Origin of the sequence: Alteromonas sp. ALT199 (assembly GCF_018619335.1) — a bacterium.
Taxonomy (GTDB): domain Bacteria; phylum Pseudomonadota; class Gammaproteobacteria; order Enterobacterales; family Alteromonadaceae; genus Alteromonas.
Genome location: NZ_JAHHDX010000010.1, coordinates 21,333 through 41,396, shown reverse-complemented (window position 1 = coordinate 41,396; position 20,064 = coordinate 21,333). Strand labels below are relative to the sequence as shown.

Annotated in this window: 22 protein-coding genes; 6 read left to right on the top strand and 16 right to left on the bottom strand. The window is 44.3% G+C overall.

Features of this window, described 5'->3' with window-relative positions:
• Positions 1 to 274: 274 nt before the first annotated feature.
• Positions 275 to 643 carry a YbaN family protein gene (locus tag KL866_RS01000; RefSeq protein ID WP_025256490.1) on the top strand — a complete coding sequence of 123 codons (369 nt, stop codon included), beginning with the start codon at positions 275 to 277 and terminating at the stop codon, positions 641 to 643.
• 85 nt (positions 644 to 728) lie between these two features.
• Here the strand turns inward: KL866_RS01000 and KL866_RS00995 are convergent, their stop codons facing one another.
• Complete coding sequence (locus KL866_RS00995) at positions 729 to 1,895, bottom strand: hydroxymethylglutaryl-CoA reductase (RefSeq protein ID WP_025256489.1); 1,167 nt, start codon at positions 1,893 to 1,895, stop codon at positions 729 to 731.
• Positions 1,896 to 2,147: 252 nt separating this feature from the next.
• On the opposite strand from KL866_RS00995, the gene KL866_RS00990 reads away from it, so the two are divergent.
• A complete protein-coding gene (locus tag KL866_RS00990; RefSeq protein ID WP_025256488.1) occupies positions 2,148 to 4,166 on the top strand; it encodes a TonB-dependent siderophore receptor in 2,019 nt (672 codons plus the stop codon).
• Between the two features lie 155 nt (positions 4,167 to 4,321).
• On the opposite strand, the gene KL866_RS00985 is transcribed toward KL866_RS00990, so the two are convergent.
• From KL866_RS00985 to KL866_RS00920, 15 genes are all read right to left on the bottom strand, one after another.
• The gene (locus KL866_RS00985; protein ID WP_025256487.1) at positions 4,322 to 4,969 is read right to left on the bottom strand and encodes a hypothetical protein; all 648 of its coding nucleotides are present in this window, start codon (positions 4,967 to 4,969) and stop codon (positions 4,322 to 4,324) included.
• A 188-nt stretch (positions 4,970 to 5,157) separates the two neighbouring features.
• Positions 5,158 to 5,859 carry a hypothetical protein gene (locus KL866_RS00980; RefSeq protein ID WP_025256486.1) on the bottom strand — a complete coding sequence of 234 codons (702 nt, stop codon included), beginning with the start codon at positions 5,857 to 5,859 and terminating at the stop codon, positions 5,158 to 5,160.
• A 15-nt stretch (positions 5,860 to 5,874) separates the two neighbouring features.
• Entirely contained in the window at positions 5,875 to 6,720 is an 846-nt protein-coding gene (locus KL866_RS00975) for an SDR family oxidoreductase (RefSeq protein WP_025256485.1), read from the bottom strand.
• Between the two features lie 66 nt (positions 6,721 to 6,786).
• Positions 6,787 to 7,458 (bottom strand): TenA family transcriptional regulator, encoded by a 672-nt coding sequence (locus KL866_RS00970; RefSeq protein WP_025256484.1) that lies wholly within the window; start codon positions 7,456 to 7,458, stop codon positions 6,787 to 6,789.
• Between the two features lie 3 nt (positions 7,459 to 7,461).
• Positions 7,462 to 8,517, bottom strand: a complete 1,056-nt coding sequence (locus KL866_RS00965) for an AMP-binding protein (RefSeq protein ID WP_251139749.1) — start codon at positions 8,515 to 8,517, stop codon at positions 7,462 to 7,464.
• A gap of 56 nt (positions 8,518 to 8,573) precedes the next feature.
• The gene (locus KL866_RS20080; RefSeq protein WP_251139745.1) at positions 8,574 to 8,975 is read right to left on the bottom strand and encodes an AMP-binding protein; all 402 of its coding nucleotides are present in this window, start codon (positions 8,973 to 8,975) and stop codon (positions 8,574 to 8,576) included.
• A complete protein-coding gene (locus KL866_RS00960) occupies positions 8,965 to 9,708 on the bottom strand; it encodes a thermostable hemolysin (RefSeq protein WP_025256482.1) in 744 nt (247 codons plus the stop codon). Before KL866_RS00960 ends, KL866_RS20080 begins: the two co-directional genes overlap by 11 nt.
• Before the next feature lie 176 nt (positions 9,709 to 9,884).
• Positions 9,885 to 11,672, bottom strand: a complete 1,788-nt coding sequence (locus KL866_RS00955; RefSeq protein ID WP_214992542.1) for a glycosyltransferase family 39 protein — start codon at positions 11,670 to 11,672, stop codon at positions 9,885 to 9,887.
• Positions 11,669 to 12,346: a TVP38/TMEM64 family protein gene (locus KL866_RS00950; RefSeq protein ID WP_025256480.1), complete on the bottom strand. Its 678-nt coding sequence runs from the start codon at positions 12,344 to 12,346 to the stop codon at positions 11,669 to 11,671. Before KL866_RS00950 ends, KL866_RS00955 begins: the two co-directional genes overlap by 4 nt.
• Positions 12,336 to 13,073 carry a glycosyltransferase family 2 protein gene (locus tag KL866_RS00945; RefSeq protein ID WP_025256479.1) on the bottom strand — a complete coding sequence of 246 codons (738 nt, stop codon included), beginning with the start codon at positions 13,071 to 13,073 and terminating at the stop codon, positions 12,336 to 12,338. Before KL866_RS00945 ends, KL866_RS00950 begins: the two co-directional genes overlap by 11 nt.
• 90 nt (positions 13,074 to 13,163) lie before the next feature.
• Positions 13,164 to 13,865, bottom strand: a complete 702-nt coding sequence (locus tag KL866_RS00940) for a hypothetical protein (protein ID WP_025256478.1) — start codon at positions 13,863 to 13,865, stop codon at positions 13,164 to 13,166.
• A complete protein-coding gene (locus KL866_RS00935) occupies positions 13,862 to 14,626 on the bottom strand; it encodes a hypothetical protein (protein WP_025256477.1) in 765 nt (254 codons plus the stop codon). The genes KL866_RS00940 and KL866_RS00935 overlap by 4 nt, the downstream gene beginning before the upstream one ends.
• The gene (locus tag KL866_RS00930) at positions 14,616 to 14,981 is read right to left on the bottom strand and encodes a cupredoxin domain-containing protein (protein WP_025256476.1); all 366 of its coding nucleotides are present in this window, start codon (positions 14,979 to 14,981) and stop codon (positions 14,616 to 14,618) included. The genes KL866_RS00935 and KL866_RS00930 overlap by 11 nt, the downstream gene beginning before the upstream one ends.
• On the bottom strand, positions 14,965 to 16,254 hold the full coding sequence (locus KL866_RS00925) for a HAMP domain-containing sensor histidine kinase (protein ID WP_214992539.1): 1,290 nt from the start codon (positions 16,252 to 16,254) through the stop codon (positions 14,965 to 14,967). The genes KL866_RS00930 and KL866_RS00925 overlap by 17 nt, the downstream gene beginning before the upstream one ends.
• Before the next feature lies 1 nt (position 16,255).
• The gene (locus KL866_RS00920) at positions 16,256 to 16,921 is read right to left on the bottom strand and encodes a response regulator transcription factor (RefSeq protein ID WP_025256474.1); all 666 of its coding nucleotides are present in this window, start codon (positions 16,919 to 16,921) and stop codon (positions 16,256 to 16,258) included.
• 567 nt (positions 16,922 to 17,488) lie between these two features.
• Between KL866_RS00920 and rplM the strand changes: the two genes are divergently transcribed.
• The 4 genes from rplM (at position 17,489) to KL866_RS00900 (ending at position 20,015) form a co-directional block, all read left to right on the top strand.
• Entirely contained in the window at positions 17,489 to 17,917 is a 429-nt protein-coding gene (gene rplM, locus KL866_RS00915) for a 50S ribosomal protein L13 (RefSeq protein ID WP_012517329.1), read from the top strand.
• Positions 17,918 to 17,929: 12 nt separating this feature from the next.
• A complete protein-coding gene (rpsI, locus tag KL866_RS00910) occupies positions 17,930 to 18,322 on the top strand; it encodes a 30S ribosomal protein S9 (RefSeq protein WP_025256473.1) in 393 nt (130 codons plus the stop codon).
• A 140-nt stretch (positions 18,323 to 18,462) separates the two neighbouring features.
• Positions 18,463 to 19,026, top strand: a complete 564-nt coding sequence (locus KL866_RS00905; RefSeq protein WP_025256472.1) for an RNA polymerase sigma factor — start codon at positions 18,463 to 18,465, stop codon at positions 19,024 to 19,026.
• A complete protein-coding gene (locus tag KL866_RS00900; protein WP_025256471.1) occupies positions 19,026 to 20,015 on the top strand; it encodes a FecR domain-containing protein in 990 nt (329 codons plus the stop codon). Before KL866_RS00905 ends, KL866_RS00900 begins: the two co-directional genes overlap by 1 nt.
• Positions 20,016 to 20,064 lie beyond the last annotated feature (49 nt).

The window sequence follows — 20,064 nt, the reverse complement described above, 5'->3', positions numbered from 1 at the left end:
GACACAGATTATTCCACGACTCCTTTGGTCAAATGATATTTGGCGACATATTTATAAATAGGCCACACGTAAACGCAAAAAAATTAGACCAATGTAGATGGAAAATTCATTATTTTGTCATAAGGTTAATGAGTAGGTTTGATTTACGACAAGGGCATGCAGATCCATTTTGTCTATAATCTGTGTATAAAACTAGCACGTTGGAAAGGTGCTTAGACGGTGTTGAGTTACAACACCGACCATGGAGTTGGACTGGATTGGGCGTAACTGTTTTATGAAAAAAGTACTGTATTTATCGTTAGGGTTGTTTTTAACGTGTTTAGGCGTTGTAGGTGCCTTCTTACCTGTAATGCCAACCACGGTATTTTTGATAGGCGCGCTTTTTTGTTTTACGAAATCATCACCTCGCCTTGAAAGCTGGCTAATTCAGCACCCCAAATACGGCCCGAGTCTTGTTGCGTGGCGTAAACATGGTGCAATATCGAAAAAGGTAAAATGCATAGCGTGCTGCAGCATGTTGGTGAGCTTTATTCTAGTTTGCCTGTTTGCATCAATGCCCATTCCCGCTTATATAGGCATAGGTCTATTTATGGGAATAGGCGCGTACTTTGTTGTTACGCGCCCTAGCATTCCAGCCATTTAGCATTTTTATTAGAACTCAATAAGTCTCTACTTGAGTTAGCTTGTCCTTTCTTGAAGGTGATAGTGCTGCAACTATTGTAAACGGTTTAACGGTTCCTACCTAGTCGCTCGTGACTGCTTACCCATTCATCTGCTACAACAGCAGAGCCCAGAGACAGATCGCCACACAACACAGTTGCCGCAACAATTTCGGCAAACTTATCAACGCTACCTCTTTGTGTACAGCCAAGTACGCTTAAACATTCATTTTGTGTAGCCAAGCCCGTTCCACCGCCATACGTGGCTACAATTAATGATGGAATAGTGACTGAGAAGTAATAGTCACCGCTGGGCGTGATTTCAGCGTAAGTAAACCCTGCCGACGACTCAGCAACATTAGCAACATCTTGTCCGCAAGCGATGAACATGGCGGTAATACCGTTAGCGAAATGAGCACCATTGTTAACACTACCTGCCATTAATGCGCCCATATTTGAATACTGACGCTGTTTAAACAAAGCCTCGGGCGGACAATGCATAATCTCTGTCATAAGTAGTTTTGGCAGTGTTATCTCTGCTACAACACGCTTTCCGCGGGTATGCAGCGAGTTTAAGTGTGAGTGTTTTTTATCGGTATCAAGGTTTGCTGCCAGCACAAAGTGCTCAATAGAGCCTGAATAGTTTTCCTGTATCCACTCGCAGCCTGCTTTAGTGGCTTTGCTTACCATGTTTTGCCCTGCAGCATCGCCACAGGTAAAGTTGAACCTAAGCCAGCGAAGCTTAGAGGCGGCATACTGTTCAATATCCCTTAGTTTGCCCACGCTGGTGGTACTATCGCAGGCACGTTTAATGGCTTCAAAGTTTTTCTCGACCCACCTGCCAAATGTGAGAGCTTCACGTGCATCAGGAAAAGCAAACATGGGTGCTCGCTGCATGGCATCGTCAATGACGGTGGTCGTTATACCGCCAGCTTCTCTTGTCAGACGCATGCCTCTGCTGTAGCTGGCTGTTAATGTACCCTCTGTTGTTGCCATTGGAACGTAGAACTCGCCTTTGGCGTGCTCTCCATTTACCAGCATAGGGCCTGCGAAACCGATAGGAATCTGTGCAACACCTGCGAAGTTTTCTATGTTTCCAGACAAGGTGTCGGGAGGTATAGAATAGTGTCCTAAATGATTTAGCTCAGTGCCGGTTTCTCGCGCAATAAATTCGCGGCGGGTCTGACTCATGTCATGGGTATAGTCGTTATCTGAGGAACGTGGGATTTTAGGCATTGGGCCACTCCTTTTTTATTCATAATAGGAGCGCTTATATCAGATGAGAACTGTTTACAATTTATACATATAAATAAGCGTAGCCTATGACCAATTGCTTATAAATTGCAAAGGTGTGCAAATTGGAAAAAGGGGCAGTTAATGTTAAGGGGACATGCTTTGAATGTATGATTTCACGAGGTGGAATGGAGTGAGTATGACGAAAGGTTATGGTGTAATGCGCGTCCTTTCCATCGGATTTTACGGACGAACATGCCAACGACATTTTTCAAGCCATCAATTTTCCTTCTGGCATTAACTACATTCAATTCACTTATTTTTACTTCACATGTAAATGCTCATGAAAAAGAGCGTGGTGAACACGATAATCACCATGAAGAAAAAGTAGAAAAAATAGTGGTTCAAGCGGCGCGTTCAGGTCGTATTGCAGATGATCAGCCTGTTCGTGTTGAACTGATTAACCGAGAAGAAATTCAGGAAAAGGCAGCCATGCGGCCGGGTAACATTTCTATGTTGGTCGCCGAAACCGGTGGTGTGAGAATGCAAACCACATCTCCTGCTCTTGGCAGTGCAAATATCCGTCTGCAAGGTCTCTATGGCCGTTATACCCAGCTTTTATCTGATGGATTGCCGCTTTACGGTAACCAATCAGCGTCCATTGGTTTACTTCAGATTCCACCTACAGACTTAGGGCGCGTTGAAATTATCAAAGGTTCTGCATCGTCATTGTACGGTGGCTCAGCACTTGGTGGCGTCATTAACCTTGTGTCTCGTCGCCCAAAGGATGAGTTTGAAGGTGAAGCTCTAGTGAATTTCACCACCCGTGACGGGCAAGACTTCACTACCTATATGGCAACGCCTTTCAGCGACAGCCTAAGTGGCTCGGTGACTGCTGGCGCGCATCGTCAAAGTGAGAAAGATCTCGATAACGACGGCTGGGCCGACTTGGCGGGCTATGAACGCTATACGGTAAGACCGCGTATATTCTGGGAAGGCGATGAGGGCGAGCGCCTTTACTTTACAACCGGTTATATGACGGAAAACCGTCAAGGCGGTACTGTTGGTGATGCGACTGTAGGAACCGGAGAAAATGCCGTTTCTTTTATTCGTGGGCTTGAGTCACAGCGTATCGATAGTGGCCTTGTGTTTGAAAAGCCTCTTGGCGATACGCTTACCCTTAATTCGCGCTTTTCAGCCATGTCGCAAGAACATACGCATCAATTCGGCAATGAGTTATCAGGCGTAGAAAGTGATCAACACGAAAGTTACCTCGCTGAAACCAGTTTGGCTGGGTACACAGACAAGAGTGATTGGTTGGTTGGGGTCGCCTATCAATCTAATATTTACGATTCGGATACTTTCGCATCTTTTGACTACAGCTATGAGGTTCCGGGTATCTTTACCCAGGTGGATTATCAAATAAGCGATGAACTCACAACGTCAGCGAGTGCAAGGCTAGACGAACACAGTGAATATGGTACTCAATTTAGCCCACGAATATCGTTTTTATATCGCCCAGGCGATGTCACGATTAGAGGCTCTTATGGAGAAGGGTATTTCGCCCCCACGCCTTTTGTTGAAGAAATCGAAGCTGCCGGACTGTCACGTTTATTGCCAATAGATGGCCTTCAAGAGGAACAAGCACAGACCGCATCTTTAGATGTTACTTATCGTTTTGACGATATTGAAACCAGTCTTACCTTATTTGGCTCTAACGTTGATAACGTGACTCGCTTAGAAACTGTAGAAACGAGCGACGGGACACCGCCTACAAACGTGCGCTTGGTAAACGCAGAAGGTGAATCGAAAATTAGAGGTTCTGAAGTCTTACTTCGCTACTATTGGAAAGACCTGAAGTTAACCGCAAGCTATCTTTATTTAGACGCGACAGAAGAAGTTCCCAATGCTAATGGTAGGCGCGAGCTTGCACTAACACCACAGCATTCAGCTGGCTTTGTAGCTATGTGGGAGCAGCACGGTAAGTTCATGCTAGGTTTTGAGGCGTACTATACTGGCGTTCAGCGTGTAGACGATAACCCTTACATTACTGAAACTAAACCTTATTGGCATTTAGGTTTACTCGGACAAATAACCACAGGCCGCTACAGCTGGTTTTTAAACTTAGAAAACCTGCTTGATGTTCAGCAAACCGATGAGCACCCGTTATTGTTGCAGTCACAAGCTCCAAGTGGACGTTGGACAACCGATATCTGGTCACGCAACGATGGCTTTATTGCCAATGCAGGTGTGCGCATTAAATTTGGTGGATAGGAAGTAAACAAGACACTGGCAGTCGATGATGATTGCAGAAACAGTTGCAATGCTATAAAGCAGTATTGATAAAGTGGCGTTGATAGAGTGAAGGTGGAAAGTTAGTGACAACGTCCACCTTTACTTATCAAGCTGTCTCCAAGCAAAATTAGATACTAAGCTTTAGTATCTAATCTTGCTTGAAGGGCAGCGATTTCTTCTCTGCGTTTTTCATCTGCCAGTGGCCGATTGGCCTTTTCAGGCGCGTTTTGGGCACGACTTAAAAAGACCTGGGCCTTTTCATATTCTCCTTCGTCGAAAAGATACTCGGCATAAAAGAAGTTTTGATCCATGCCTTGCGGGTTAATTTCGAGTGCACGCTTAAATAGCTTTTCAGCTTTTTTGTCACTACCAAAACTTACAGGCCAGCCCGGCACTTTGTGATAAAGCGCGGCTAATACGGTTAATGCCGTTCCGTCTAAAACTGATTCTTCTTTATCAATGGCGCGTTCCAAGTTTTCTTTCGCACTTTCAGCAAAGTCTAAGGCGCCTAACCCTCCTTTGGCACTTGCTGTGCTGGATTGAGAAATAGCTAGCCAGGTTAGTGCTTCAGCGCTATTTCCTGATAGCTCGACTAACACTTTCGCCTGCGCTATCAGTGCAGAAAACGCCTCTAATTGGACCTCACCTTCAAGCTCATAGTTCGTTTTTGCCCACGCATGTTGCAACGGTAGCAAACCAGGAGTGTTTGCATGAACGGTAGATATCGACAGCGTAGTAAGAATGATGAATAGAAAAGGAGAGAAGAAGTTCTTTTTCTGCATGAAGGGTCGCCTTTTTAAAAAAGAGGTAGTTAGGAATAAACTTGATAACTCGACGAAATTGTTAGTGATTTCGTGAAGTGTCGTTGAATCGGCGGCTAATTTAACGGTATTTGCAGCGAAAATCTAATACTTGTTGGAAATGGAAAGGCAATAAGAGCATTGCCTTTCCCTGCATACCTTTAGGGTGACTAACTTTTTCTCGCTATTTTCGCTTCCAATAAAACGATTTCCATTTTGCGACCTGAATCCGCAATAGGACGATCTAAGCGTGCAGGGGCGTCGAGCGCTTTCTTGGAAAACTTGAGCGCTTGCTCGTATTTGCCATTATCGAACAAGTACTCGGCGTAGAAATAGTTAGGATCTATTCCGTCAGGGTTTATTTCAAGTGCATGCTTTAGCAATTTCTCAGCTTTTTTGTCGTTACCAAAGCTAATAGGCCAACCCGGTAGCTTATGGTACAGCACGCCTAGACTGGTCATCGCTGAGCCCGAGAGTGCATTTTCATCTAGTCGCATTGCATGTTCGAAACTCTTACGAGCCTCCTTTGCGTAGTCCAGAGCCCCTAGGCCGCCCTTGGCACCGGCTGTACTAGATTGAATTATGCCCTGCCAAATGAATAGCTCAGGGTTGTTGGGTTCTGCCTTTACGAAAGATTTAGCCGTATTAATAAGGGCGACGAATGCTTTTTCCTTTTCTGCATCATCAAGTTCATAGTTAATATGTGCCCACTGATGCTGAAGTGTCTTTAACGGGCTGGTTGCTGTTTCACGTAAGGCTGATGTCGGCGCTGTACTTTCTGAGGCTTCGTTAGCTTTAGCAATAGCAGTGTGACTTAATGCCAGACCGAGTCCCAGAATTACTGTGGTGCTAAGCGTGGTTAATTTCTTCATAATAATGTCCTCGTGTTAAACCAGCTTTTTATCCAGACGGGTATCGTTTTGAGCGCTGGTCTGTTTGTCTTGTGATTGCGTTTTTCGAAAGGCATAGTGTTTAATTGTTGAAAGTTTTTTTGCCAACGCGTTGTCAACAATACTGGGAACTAGCGCGTTAAGTTTGGCAAAAAATCGTTCAGCACGTCCCAGCGCGACCCTTGGCAAATTTTTTTCTAACTGTTTAATCAATGCTCGTGCTACTGCATCAGGCTCGTCTGTCTGATTGCCCAATGCCTCATTTAGCGCAATAGTACGTTCGTCATTTATGTCGGTGCGCGTTGCGCGTGGCGCTAGATAATGAAATTTAATTTTGCTATCGCTGAATTCTCTGTGCATGGCTTCCGTCCACCCTTTCAAAGCGAATTTAGTTGCGCAGTAGGTTCCGTGCGCAGCAAAACCTATGCTTCCAAAAGCAGAGCCTACGTTCACAACGTGCGCAGACGCTCTACGTTCGAGTAACGGCAGTAGGCGTTGAGTTAGTAGCATAGGAGCCAGCATATTTGTCGACACAATCGACTCGATAGGGGTGCCCTCAAACTCGCCAACATAGGTAATGCCAGCATTGTTAACCAGAATGCTTAAAGGAAGTCGTTGGCAGGCACTTACTACTCTATCTCTCCCTTCATCTGACGTAATGTCAGCCACAACGGCGGTATGATGAAGGGTTAAATTTTGTTGCAGCTGTTCGAGCTTCGCCTTACTTCTGCCAGTTAGTACAATGTGCGCGCCTTTTTCATCAAGCGCCTTGGCTATTGCTTCACCAATACCTCCAGTTGCACCTGTAAGAAGCACCACTTGATTACGCCACTCAATATTCATTGTATTTACCTTAACGTGTTAGCCGTTTACCTCCAGGGGATAAGCACCAGAGTTAAACCCTTTAATTTAAGCAACCTGTTCCAAGCCGTGTTCGGGTGTTAATTCGCGAAAGATATCTCCGTATAAGCGATAAAACATGTTGGCGCTGTGAATGATCATTTGCTGCTCTTTGGGGTCAGTAATTTTGTTCATAAGCCTTTCAAAGAAAACGATGTGCTCTTGGTCTAGCGCACCGTGAGAGGTAAGGTATTTAAACGCTGATTTAGGCAGTGATAACTTGTCTTTGATCTGTTTTGCAGCCGCGTCGGCAAGCGTAATACTTGTACCCTCTAAAACGAATACCATGCCGAAGAAATACAGTGGGCTTTTGCGTGCTATTGCATCAAAAGCATAGGCAACCATTAATTCGGTGGCGGGAGCAGGCTGACTTTTCCTCGCCTGTTCTTTATCAACGCCACAGGCTGCAAGGTCATTAAGGATCCACTCTTGGTGACCCATTTCTTCTTCAATGTATTCACCAATTGCTTCTCTTAGCCATTCCTTATCTTCGTTGAGTTCGGCACCTGTAGCCATAAGCAAGGGAACAGTAAACTTAACGTGATGATAGGCCTGTTGAAGAAAGGCAATATAGTCGTTTAGGTTAAAATCACCGTTAAAGCAGCGTTGTATAATCGGCGCCTGTAAGAATGACTGTCTGGCATGCTCGGTGTTGCTTTGAAGTTGCTGATAGAAATTCATAAATTATTCCTTGATAATAAATTGAGAAGAAAATGCTGTTGTGCTTTGAACGCTGTACTGGTGTTGCTCTTGGTTCTGGTAGAGCATGTCTAAGTCAGTCGCGTAGCGGGCAATTATTGCGTCACGTTTCAGTTTTCCCGTTGGGGTAAGCAGTTGGTTTTCTGGCGTGCAAAGACCGATGGTGGCGAAATTAACAACTTGCGCATAGTCAGGTAACTGCTTATTGATAAGCGCCACGGCGCTTTGAATCTGTGTATTAGAAATAGTATTGGAAGCTGTTGCGAGGAGCGCCACACAGTAGGGTTTAGCTTCGCAATACACCAAAGCCTGCCTAAACAGTCCTGTTCCCAGCAATAAAGATTCAATCCACTCTGGCGATACATTTCTGCCAAAGCTGTTCACCATTATGTTTTTTATACGCCCATTCAGCGTGAGTGTGTTATCAGAAAAAACGCCTAAATCGCCGGTTCTGACCTGGGTCGGATAAAATGAGGAAGGTTGATTCAGATAGCCCAGAAAGTGATTGCCTGTAACTACAATTTCACCCTCTTCGATGTGCAGTTTATTATGACCAAGCGTTTGTCCGGCACTGCCCATCTTATTGCAATTGGGCGTGTTCAATGTTGATACTGATACCGCTTCAGATAATCCGTAACCTTCAAATACTGGTAGTCCCTTCGCTTGAGCTTGCGCCAGCAAAGTGGGCGATACATGCGCACCGCCAACGGCAATAAACATTAGTGATGAAGGTGGTTTCCAGCCCTGGTTACATGCCTGTACTAGCGCCATTAGTAAGTCGGGAACCAAGATGACAGACGTTGGTTGAACGTGGTCTATCAGTGACAGTAGTGCGTTAGTACTGACGAGTTTACTTCCTTGAAATCCCCGCTCAGATGCCGTGGCTAAATAAACCGTGCCGCCGTGGTACAGAGGGGCGTAAATACCTGCAATATTTTCAAGTAGGGTAGATAATGGCAGTAAACATAGGTGGTTCACTATTTCCGGTTGAACAGCACGCTCAATAGAATGGGCAACTTTCCATTGTGATTCAGTTGACAGGCATACGCCTTTCGGTGAACCCGTAGAGCCAGAAGTAAAGGTTATTTTGTTAGTGCCTACAGGCGTGTATACACGAGAATTATGTTTGAGCGGATGAGCGACGATGTCGTTTTCGCTATCATAACAGTCGGTGACTTACTCCATTCACTTAGTTCGCCACCGCGACTGGTCAATAAAAAGTGACACTGGCTCTCATTCAATACATGTTCTTGTTGGGAAGCGCTAAAAAATAGCGGAACGGGGACGCAGCAGACATCAGCCTGTTGGCAGGCTAAATCAGCAATCACCCATGTAAAACTATTGTCAAAGGCAATGCCGACCCTCTCGACATCGTGGTTTGTCATCCAGCTTGCGAGGTTCTCGACGGCGCTCAAGAGGGCACGGTAAGTCATTGAACTGTGTATGCATTTCAGTGCAACGTCATTGTCGTGACCATTTATATACTGATTAAGCAACATATGCCGTTTCCTTTTTTGCGCACATACTTTGCATTAACGCATCCACATTTGCGGAAATAAGCTCAATTGCACGTTGGTAATGAGCATTAAGTTCAGGGCTGCCAATAATGTGTTGGGTTACGTGATTTAGCGACAGGGCAGTAACCTGAGGGGCGGTATCATAATAGGTGCCCCAGTCATCGCTATTCCCTTTAAGTTTCGATACGTCAGCTTTAACAAGGGGGAGGAGTTGAATACCCGCGCTCAAGAGTAAAGAACTGAGCTGTGAGGTCGCACTGAAAACTAGGTATTTGCTACCACATCGTTTTAAAACGAAGAACAAGGCAAATAACAAGGGGAGGGTATAGCGCGATGCACTGCTAAAAAGGTTACCAACTTCAGCAATATGCGCTCTTTCTGCGGTTACCCCTTGTAAGGTGAGGGCACTTTCTACTGAAGTGTTAAGGTATTGCTCTATAAAAAGAGAATTATACTGACCGTCGTATGCTGCAAACCTTGCGCCTGCGGCGGCTTTAACTGTCTTCGTCTCAAGTGCAAACAGCATAGGCATAAAGGAAGTCACTCGTGCGTTGTAGCGAACTTTAAAACCACTCGCTATAAACGCTTCAATACGTCGACGGGCATTGTGTCCGTGTTTTGCCGCGATAAAGTTTATAGCGGGCTTTTCCTTTGAGACAATCGCAGATTGTTGACTAGCAACCTGGGTTGGAACAGAAGCTAAAACGTGACTCATAAATATGCTCATTGGTTTTGCGATGTTATGAGTATTTACGCGAGACCTTAAGCGAACCTTAAGTGGGAAAAACTTTTATAAAAGTAATACCAGTCCGCATAGATAATTAACCACTCAGCGAGAGTTAAAATGTTAAGAATGCCCAAGCTATTTAATCGCTTGAGCTTTCATAGCGATTAAAAAACTGGGCCGTCAGCCGGTAAATCACAGGTGGCGTTAGCAGCACTGGCAGGAAGCAATAGCCATTCGTTGCGGTGGGCTATGCCCAGCGAAGTCGCTTGTGACAAGTCTACACATTGAAACTTGTAGTCACTTGGAACTAACAAAAAGCGTTGACGTATTGGCGGTGTAACCCGCCGGCCTGAAGTCTTTGTTAGCTCGCGCGAAGGCTCGGAAGTATAAGTCAGCCAAGCCCATGCTGTACCGTTTTCTACCTCTTTAGGGGTATGGTAACCAAAATGAGCTATTTCAAAGGGAGAAAAAAGTAAATACTGTTCTTTAAAGCTGACTATCCCTACCTCGAAGGCAGTTGGCCCCTTCTTTGACATTTTACTTATTTGGCTTTCAGCCTTTTGAAGGACTATACGGGGAGTACGGTAGTCATTTAGCAGCCATGCTCCGAATGTGAAAGGTATTGCAGTTAAAATGAAAAGCCATGCCAATAATTGGCGGGCGAGTAATTTCCCATCCCCTGCGTTGCGCTTTTTATTGTAAATATAATAGACAATATGAGTACAAAGCCCAGCGAAGCCGAGTACAAGTAATACTATACTTAAACGAACGAAGGTTTCACTGTCACTGTCAAAGCGCGCTACCAGCTTACTGGCGGTGGGCTCGTGAAAAAGCAGTGCTAAGCCAGCAATCAATAGAGCGCCAGAGATTAACGAAGTCACTGCGCGCGCAAACAGCACTAGTCCTCTTGATACCGTTGACTTAGCAAGTACCAGACCTGCAACCATACTCAACGCAGGCAGTGCTGGTAGAACATAAACACCACGTTTACCTGGGCTGACACTAAAGAAAATAACGACCAATATTATCCATATCAACAATGATAAGTAAGCGGGGTTGTGACTAAGTACATTTCTTAACGACTTAGCTTTTGATAGAAGTATGGCAACTGGAGTAATCCAAAATACAGGAATAACTTCAACAATATAGTAGTACCAAGGCTCTATGTGGTGCCACGCATTGGCATATCGTTCAGCCGTTTGTTTAAACAAAATGTTCGACAAGTATTGTTGTATTTGAGGCTCTTGTTTTATCAAGCCAAGATAAAGCAGAGGTGCAAGCCACATCGCCACAACCGATAGCATGATTAAGGGGCCAAACAACATACGCAATGACCACTGGCCGCGATGTGAGCCGCTAGTAAATGCGAAATACGCAATGGGAATAAACAAAAGAACAGGTAAAAAGCCAACGCCTTTCGTTATGATCCCAAGCCCCATAAAGAACCATGCTGCAAAGTACCACCGCCAATTAGCATGCACGTAAAAGTGTCGAATGAATCCGTAGACGCCAATCCAAATAAAGCAGGCGACAAGGGCATCTATTTGAGCAAATTTGGCTTGAATGAGAAACTGGGGGCTAAGTAGAAGTACGAGCATACTCAACATTGCCGCTTGTTCACTGGCAAGTCTTCGCGATAGCTTGTAGGTTAACCCCAAAGTGACAAGGCTTGCGATAGCGTTAGGCAGAAGCATAGCCACCTTCAGGCTACCCGTTATTAGGTAAAAGAAGGCAATACACCACATAAACACAGGGGGCTTGTCCGGATAAATTTCGCCACCGCGCATGGGTACAAGCCACTGCCCGCTGCTCACCATCTCTTTTGCGATCAAGGCGAATCGAGGCTCATCGGGTGGCCAAGCATCTCTGAAACCCAGACCAATAAATATCAGAGCACAGGCAAAAAAGAACAGGGTAGATGCATGGCTATTTAAGTTGAGAAGAAGCCTCACGACGGCTCACTCCTACGAGAAATGCCCGATAAGGATAGAAGTAGAAGAAAGCTAATGATTAAGCCACCTATTTGTAATGGCTGTTCGAGGGAGCTGACAAATCTAGAACCGCTTCCAAGCATGGTAAACAAAAAAGTTTGAGGCGCAAAGCCAATTGCACTTGCAACAATAAACGGGACAAACGGAACGCTTAGTACACCTGCAACGGCGTTTGTGATTAAGTTAGAGCCTACAGGGAATAAACGAACAATTAGCACATTGCGAAAACTTCGCTTGGCCAGTTTGCTTTCGACAGGTTTTAATTTTGAACCTAAAAGACGGAATGCGAGTGAGCGCAGAGGGCCGTTTGCTAATGTGTAGGTTATGCATGCAGACAATACGGTTAGCAACAAAGCAATTAACCCTCCCTGCAATGCGCCAAAGCCCACTCCACAAAAAAAACTGACTGCCTGACGGGGAAAGCCCGTGGTTAAGAGAACAACACAACCACTTAATATCATGCACAGCGATTGCCAATTTAAATTTGAAATATAGGCATTCAACCAATCTGTATCATCACCGTGCTTCCATACTTCACCAGTGACCTCAAGCGACAAATAGCAGATAAGTGCGATGCTGGCTGCACCGATGAAAAACTGTATGAAGTCTTTGAGACGGCGAATATTAGTTTTCATGATCAATCCCGCTGGCAATGTGATTAAGCTTATTTCTGTACATTAGCCATCTGACGCCAAGCATATCGATGATCCCTGCCCAGCCTCGGTTCCACGCAGTGTAATTTGATTTACCTTCTAAACGCGCGCGATGATTGACCGATATACATACCACTTCTCCCCCAAGCCTTTTAGTTAAAGCGGGAATATATCGGTGCATATGGTCGAAGTAGGGTAAAAGTAAAAAGGTACTTCTTGGGAGGAGCTTCAAGCCACAGCCCGTGTCTGGTGTGTCATCTTGTAAGATCCATTGGCGAATACGATTAGCGACTTTAGACTGAAATCGCTTCCACGGGGTATCTTTTCGCTTCTGACGGTGTCCGATAACACAGAAGTGCGCTGCATTAGTTTCTTTAGCTGCGCGAATAAGTCGCGGTATATCAGCAGGATCGTTTTGCCCATCAGCATCAAGGGTGATGATCCACTTTCCTTTTGCCTGCAAAACACCGTGAAAAACGGAAGTGCTTTGACCGCAGCTCAAAGGATGGACGATGACACGAAAACTTACCGGCAAGGTGCTTGAAAGATTACGCAGTAAGGATAGGGAGTCGTCGCTGCTACCGTCATCAACAACAATTATTTCTGTTGTTGTACTCGGAACTACTTCTGAAATTTCCCGCAACAAAACAGAGAGATTTTTGGCTTCATTTTTAGCAGGTAAAACAACACTGACGGCAAACTGATGCATAAGAATATTTGGTAAAACATCGAATGACGTGCACTTTATATGTTGAACCTTAAGCAAAGCTTAAGTTAGGCGCTAAAGTACAAAATTGTACTAGAACTCGTATTCCAACGACATGCGAAGTGTGTGATCTTTACTGTCGCCGTTTAGCCCAGCTATAAAGCCTAGTTCCCATTTTAACTGCTTCTGTCTGTCAAAACGTTTTATTCCCATGAATGCTGGACCAACCCCAATAAAGTCCTCTGCTACATACATTTCCAAACCTGGTTGAACTTCAGGGATCCAGCGATACCTAAATTTGGCTTTAAGTTCGCTTTCCCATTCATTCTCAACAGTTTCACCCCATTCATACACCAAGCTAATGTTAGTTGTTAAACTGAATTGGCCAAATTCTTTTTCTGTTAATATTCCCGCTTTAACTTCCCAGTCATCGGTATTGTGCTGCTTTTCCAATTCAAACAGCGTTGCCCAGTCAGCCCAGTATCGCCCTTGTTCAGTCATCATCCAGCGAAGCTCTACTTCGTAGCTTTCTAAGCCAAAATCTTCATTTTCATCCCGCGCGCCGACTAGGTAAGTTTCAAGGATCATAAACTCTGAAAGTGCATGGCCGAATGAGAAGCGCTGCATTAAAACATTGCCATTGTCATTTTGTCTTGAGGTAAGTCGCCACTCAAACTCACGTTCAAAGGGTAATACATAAGGGTGATAAACCTTATCTACGGTAAAATTATCTGCATAACCAGTACTTGAAAACGCTGCGCATAATGCGATAGCGGGAAGGAGAAAACGTCTCACCGTGCGACCTCCTGAATTTCATCAGAGACTCTCTTTTTTGAGGAAAAGAAAGTAATTAAATTAGGCACAACAAGTGCGAAGAAAAACACTAATAAATAGCTCGCCGAGGGCGTAGCCTCATAACCCATGAGTGAATTCAGAAGATGACCATATTCGCTGTTGTCGCTAATTATTTCGCTGCTATCCCATAGCTGTCTTGGCGATGGGAAGGTGTCAGTTTGTTCCAATAATAATGCGATACTAGCGGTTTGAGCTGCCACAAACGTGGTTGCAAAAAAGTATGTTGCTCGCATGCTAATAAAATGAGTGAGCAAAATATTAAGTAGAATCGCGATACTAATACTTATACCCAAACCAATTATAGTGCCCAAGAGCAACAACGTACTATCACCATTACGTGATATCTCGGAAACAAAATAAACTAAAAAGTGCAGCGAATTGGGTAAGCCAATGCCTATTACTAGCAAGGTGAGACCTAGACTGAACCTATTCGACAGGCGTGACGGCAAAAGGGCAATGAAGCACATGCCAAACCAGGCAATAAAAAACAGTATTGATTTGAGATACTCAAATCCGGCACCTTCTGATAGCTGCGATACCAGTCCTAGCTGGGTGTATGTAAATACAGCGAGTAATACCAATAGCAACACCCGCCATGAAATGGCAAGCGTGGACACTCGCGGCAGCGCTAGTAGTACACTAATGAGCAGGAATATGGGCAATGTGTCACGTAAGAAGAGAACGACAGTATTAATTAGCATCCTGCGTGTCCTCTTTGCTTTTAACTATTACTTTTCCTACTGCACTATTAGGATGAAACTCGCCGAAAAAAGGATATTCACCGGCTTTTAATGGACCAATAAAGATAGTTCCTCGGCTTTTCGCAAATATCACTTTTTCTCTGTTCAAAGAAAAACTATCTATTTCTTCTGGAGTATCATCGAAATTGACAAAGGTTACTTTTACTTTTTGCCCAGCAGGCACAATTACTCTCTGAGGAAAGAATAAGTGCTCTTTAATTTCTATGACTACTTCAGGTAAAGCTAATGCAAGGGGCGTATAAAAAGCGTAAAGGGCTGAAAAACAAATTAAATAAATTTTAGAGTATGTAGTCATTGGAAAATGCCACCCTAACTTCTAATCCTCCGAGCGAACTTTCATGTAAAGAGAGCTCAGCTTCGTGTAATACAACGATTTGCTCTACAATGGCGAGTCCCAAGCCGCTTTCCGAATGAGGCGAGCTGTTAGATGCTCTTTTGAATCGGTTTAGCACAATAGCGCGCTGGTCAGCAGGGATGCCTGGCCCAGAATCGCAGACGCTTAAAATTAGCTCCTTTTTCCGTCGCTCAATCTTAATTATTATTTGTGCATCGCAAGGCGAGTATTTACTCGCATTGCTCACTAAGTTTTGAAGCAAGGTGTAAAGAACAAATTGAGAACTTAGCAACCAGGCTTCTTCCCCTTCCAGTGCAATTTCTTGGTTTTTATTTTCAATGGCGCCGTATAGGTCACTAATTACCTCTTGCGCGACCACATGCACATTTACAGGTTCTCGCTGTTCTGCAAACGTTTCTGGACTGGTGCGAGTAAGTAAAAGGAATTGATTTACTGCGTGGATCATTCTGTCGGTGTCTGCTTTGAGGGGAGCCAACACGTGACCTTTTTCACCTAACTCGTTCGCTATATTGTGAATGTTTATTTTCATCACGCTGAGCGGAGTTCTAAGCTCATGCGCCGCATTTGATGCGAATTGCTGCTCTCGTTCGAATGCTGAATTCAGTCGCGTAAACATAGTGTTTAATGTAGTGACAACAGGACTGAGTTCACTGGGCTCACGGGATAACGCAATGGTAGAAAAATTATTACCCTGTCGGCTGGCAAGGAGCTTTGATAGGTGTTTTAACGGCGATAGCCCCCAAGTAATGCCAAAAAAGAGGATGAATGCAAGAATAGGCACACTAATTATGAAAGGAGTGATGGCGGCTACAGTTAGCGAGTCAGTTAAAGTGAAGCGACTACTTACGGGTTGAGCCACCATATACCAGCTATCATTATTCGAGTTAAACCGGGTATGTACCCGCCAACGTGTACCCAGTGCATTTACTTCAGAAAAACCCTCGGAGAAGCTGGTTAACGGCGTGCTTAGCGCGTCAGTAGATGAGCTGGTCAGCTTACCTTGTTTCCATACCTGGAAGAAAAGTGTCTGTTGCTGTGTGCGGGTGCCGCTATCTACGTACGAGATTACGCGGGATAGCTCAACTAACTCGTTATCTAACAAGGTATTCGATATACCAAGCGTTGCGCGGTAGCCTTTAAGTGCTGCACTAAATATCACCAAAACAAGCGCACTGATCAGTGTAAGAATTAGAAAGCGGCGAATTGAAGACAATTCACTCCCCCGATTTTGAAATGCAATAACCGACGCCTCGAATAGTTTTAATAAATTCAGGAGGCATTTTCTTACGCAAATTACTCACGTGTACTTCTATCGTATTGCTTGCCACTTCCTCTCCCCACTCATAAAGTTTATTTTCCAGCTGATCTTTACTTAGTATGCGCCCTGCGTTTTCAATGAGCGCTTTTAGTAGCATGAGTTCACGGCGAGGCAAGTGAACATTTTGATTGTCGATAGTAAGCGAATGATGGACGGTATCAAGACTAACATTCTTAACACTAACAATGGTGTGAGATGCTGTGCTCAGACGACGCTCAAGTACTCTAATCCTAGCTAACAGTTCTTCTATTTCAAACGGTTTAGGTAAGTAGTCGTCGGCGCCTGCATCCAAACCCGATATCTTGTCTAGCGTTTTATCCCGTGCAGTTAAGATCAACACAGGAAGCGTTACGTTTTTTTTTCGAATAGATTTTAGTACGTCGAGGCCATCAGTGTCGGGTAAACCCAAGTCAAGAATGACAATGTCACTTTGGCCTGCTCTTAGCGTTGCAAGGGCATCTTCGCCTGAATAAACACAGTCTACCGTGAAGTTGGCATTCTTTAGTGAAAGGGCAAGGGCGTCAGACAACGGCCTATCGTCCTCTACAAGCAGTACACGCATAAAAAACTCATTGATAAAAAACAAATCAAAACACTAAACGAACGACCTTAAGAAAACCTTAAGTGTTAAGTATTTTACTCTGACATCTCTTTTTCGAGCGCGCGTATTGCTAAACCTTTGTATTTATCCCACCGCGCGTAATCTAGTTTGTAAGGTATTGTTGGGTGCCGAGCTTGTGTACTTCTCTACTTTCAGTATCAGTTGGCAATTCTGCCTCCCTCTTTATTAGGACTGCACCTGACGACTTCGTGTCGAGCGGTGAGGATGAGGGACGATAGTTATACCGATATATTCATTTATTTTGATGTTAGTTCTGAACACAGCAATTTGACGTTACCTCAAATCAATTTCTATGTCATCGGCAAATGTTGGAATTTTATCCATGTTTTTTGTTGTTGGGGGTTCGCATTTCCTTCAATTCCTGTATAATTCGCGCCCTGCCCAGTTACGCCCACCTTTGGGAAGGTGGAAGAATCAGCCGGCTCGAAGGGGTCTTTGTGTTGATTTTAAGGTGATTTCTGGTGTTCAGAAATCAGTAACGACGATATTATTCGGGTGAATTTGAAAATGAAAACTTTTGTTGCTAAGCCAGAAACGGTACAACGTGACTGGTATGTGGTAGACGCCACAGACAAAACTCTAGGCCGTTTGGCTTCTGAAATCGCACTACGCCTTCGTGGTAAGCACAAGCCAGAGTACACACCTCACGTGGACACTGGTGATTACATCATCGTAATCAATGCTGAAAAAGTTGCGGTTACAGGCCGTAAAGCGCAAGACAAAATGTACTATGCGCACTCTGGTTACCCAGGTGGTCTTAAAGAGACAAACTTCGAAAAACTAATTGCTCACAAGCCAGAAATGGTTCTTGAAAAAGCAGTTAAAGGCATGTTGCCAAAAGGCCCTCTAGGCCGCGCAATGTTCCGTAAAATGAAAGTTTACGCTGGTGCAGAACACTCTCACGCAGCACAGCAACCACAAGTTTTGGACATTTAAGGAGCTATTAACATGGCAGATACTCAATACTACGGCACAGGCCGCCGCAAAAGTTCTACTGCTCGTGTGTTCCTACGTCCAGGCACAGGTAGCATTAAAGTAAACCAACGCGCTCTTGACGAGTACTTTGGTCGTGAAACAGAGTGCATGGTTGTTCGTCAGCCACTTGAACTTGTTGAAATGACTGAAAAGTTTGACGTTTACGTCACTGTTAAAGGTGGTGGTTCTAACGGTCAAGCGGGCGCAATTCGTCACGGTCTTACTCGTGCTCTTATGGAGTATGATGAAGCACTACGTCCAGCACTTCGTAAAGCTGGCTTCGTTACTCGTGACGCACGTCGCGTTGAACGTAAGAAAGTTGGTCTACACAAAGCGCGTAAGCGTCCACAATTCTCAAAGCGTTAATTTTTACGTTTTTTGTATTGCAAAAACCCGGCTTATGCCGGGTTTTTTATTTTCTGGCTAGAAATAAAGTGAAAAAAGGTGGAGGGATTTATGCTTCACTGCGTATTAATAGGTAGGCCAGAAATGAATGAAGAATCAGTGTGAAAGTTGTTTATTTAAATACTCAATCAGCTATAGCGCAGTCTCAAAGCGACAATGCTACACTCTACCATCTCATTTCTGAGCATGAACCGGCACTTCGGCGGTTTATTCGAGTAAGGGCACGAGCTAATTCCTCAGAAGTGGAAGATATTCTGCAAGAAATGTATGCCAAACTGTTTTCACTAGATGGAATGGCTCAAAAGATTGAAGCGCGCCAAGATACGTTTAGAAGTTTTTTGTTTACCGTTGTCACCAATTTAATCATCGATAGAGAACGGCGAGCAAAAGTACGTGCTCATGAAGCGCATGAACCATTTTCTGATACCCTATACTCTACGTGGAGCAATGAACCCGAGAAGCACGCAGGGATAGCTGAGAAACTCATCGAAATTGAAAGTGTGCTTGAAAATATTAATCCTCATCACAAATCCGCGTTTGTACTTTGCCGTGTTGAAGGTAAAGCTTATCGGGAAATCAGCGATATATTAGGCGTTTCTGTTAGTACAGTAGAAAAATACATTTCGGCCGCATTGACGGCTATTCGAAATAAGGTGCAAGATTAATGGCTACGGCTTTGAACCAGCATTCAATCAATAAACGTGCAAGTGATTACGTTGTGCGTCTTTACTCTGGTGAACTGACAGCTAAAGAAGAAAGTGAGATCCTTGCATGGTGCGATGCAAAATCCGCCCATCAAGCAGCTTTTGACGATGCGCTTTTAGTATGGGAGAGCTCTGCTCACATTGCGCCTCATATAGGCTGGCGCCAAAAGTTGGAAAAACGTTTCTATCGCATGCGCTATCTAGCCGCATCTATTGTTGTAGCATCATTCTGCTTTTTGCTCATCACGCAGTACAATGCGCCTGACAAACGTATTGATAACAGTGAGCTTGCCAATAATTATTCCACTGCCATCGGAGAGGTGAGCAATGTTGGATTACCAGATGGCTCTACCATTACGTTAAATACAGATACCCGCATTAATATACAGTTTAGCGAAGCGCACAGAGAGCTCTGGCTAGAACACGGTGAGGCATTTTTTGACATTGCTAAAGATCGCACCCGTCCATTTTTAATTCATACCGCAAATAAAACGGTGAGGGTCGTAGGGACGAAGTTTAATATTAAGCTGTCACAGGCTGGGTTTGATATAGCCGTAGAAGAAGGTGTCGTTGCCATTGAAGAAAAGGCAGAGTCGAACACCCACAAACCAGCGAATGGTGATACCCCAGTGTTACTGGAAGCCGGCGCAGTTGCAACGTTCAATGATACCAGTGCACTTATCGCAAAAGAAAATGTGGACAGTGTAGTAAAAGCGCAAAGTTGGCGTACGGGTTACTTACGTTTTGATGAAGAACGGTTAGATAAAGTTATTGCCAGTTTTAACCGCTATAGAAGCAAAAAAATAGTAATAAGTCAGGATGTAGCCGATTTGCGTATTAGTGGCGTTTTTAAGCTGTCAGATGGCGATGCAATTTTAACGGCACTTGAAGCAACCTTGCCGATAGAAGCGAAAAGAGATGAAGAAAATATAAAATTAGTGAAGAAATAGCGGAGGGTTTTGTTTTTGGCTGCGTATTAACTAAAAGGGAACACATTAA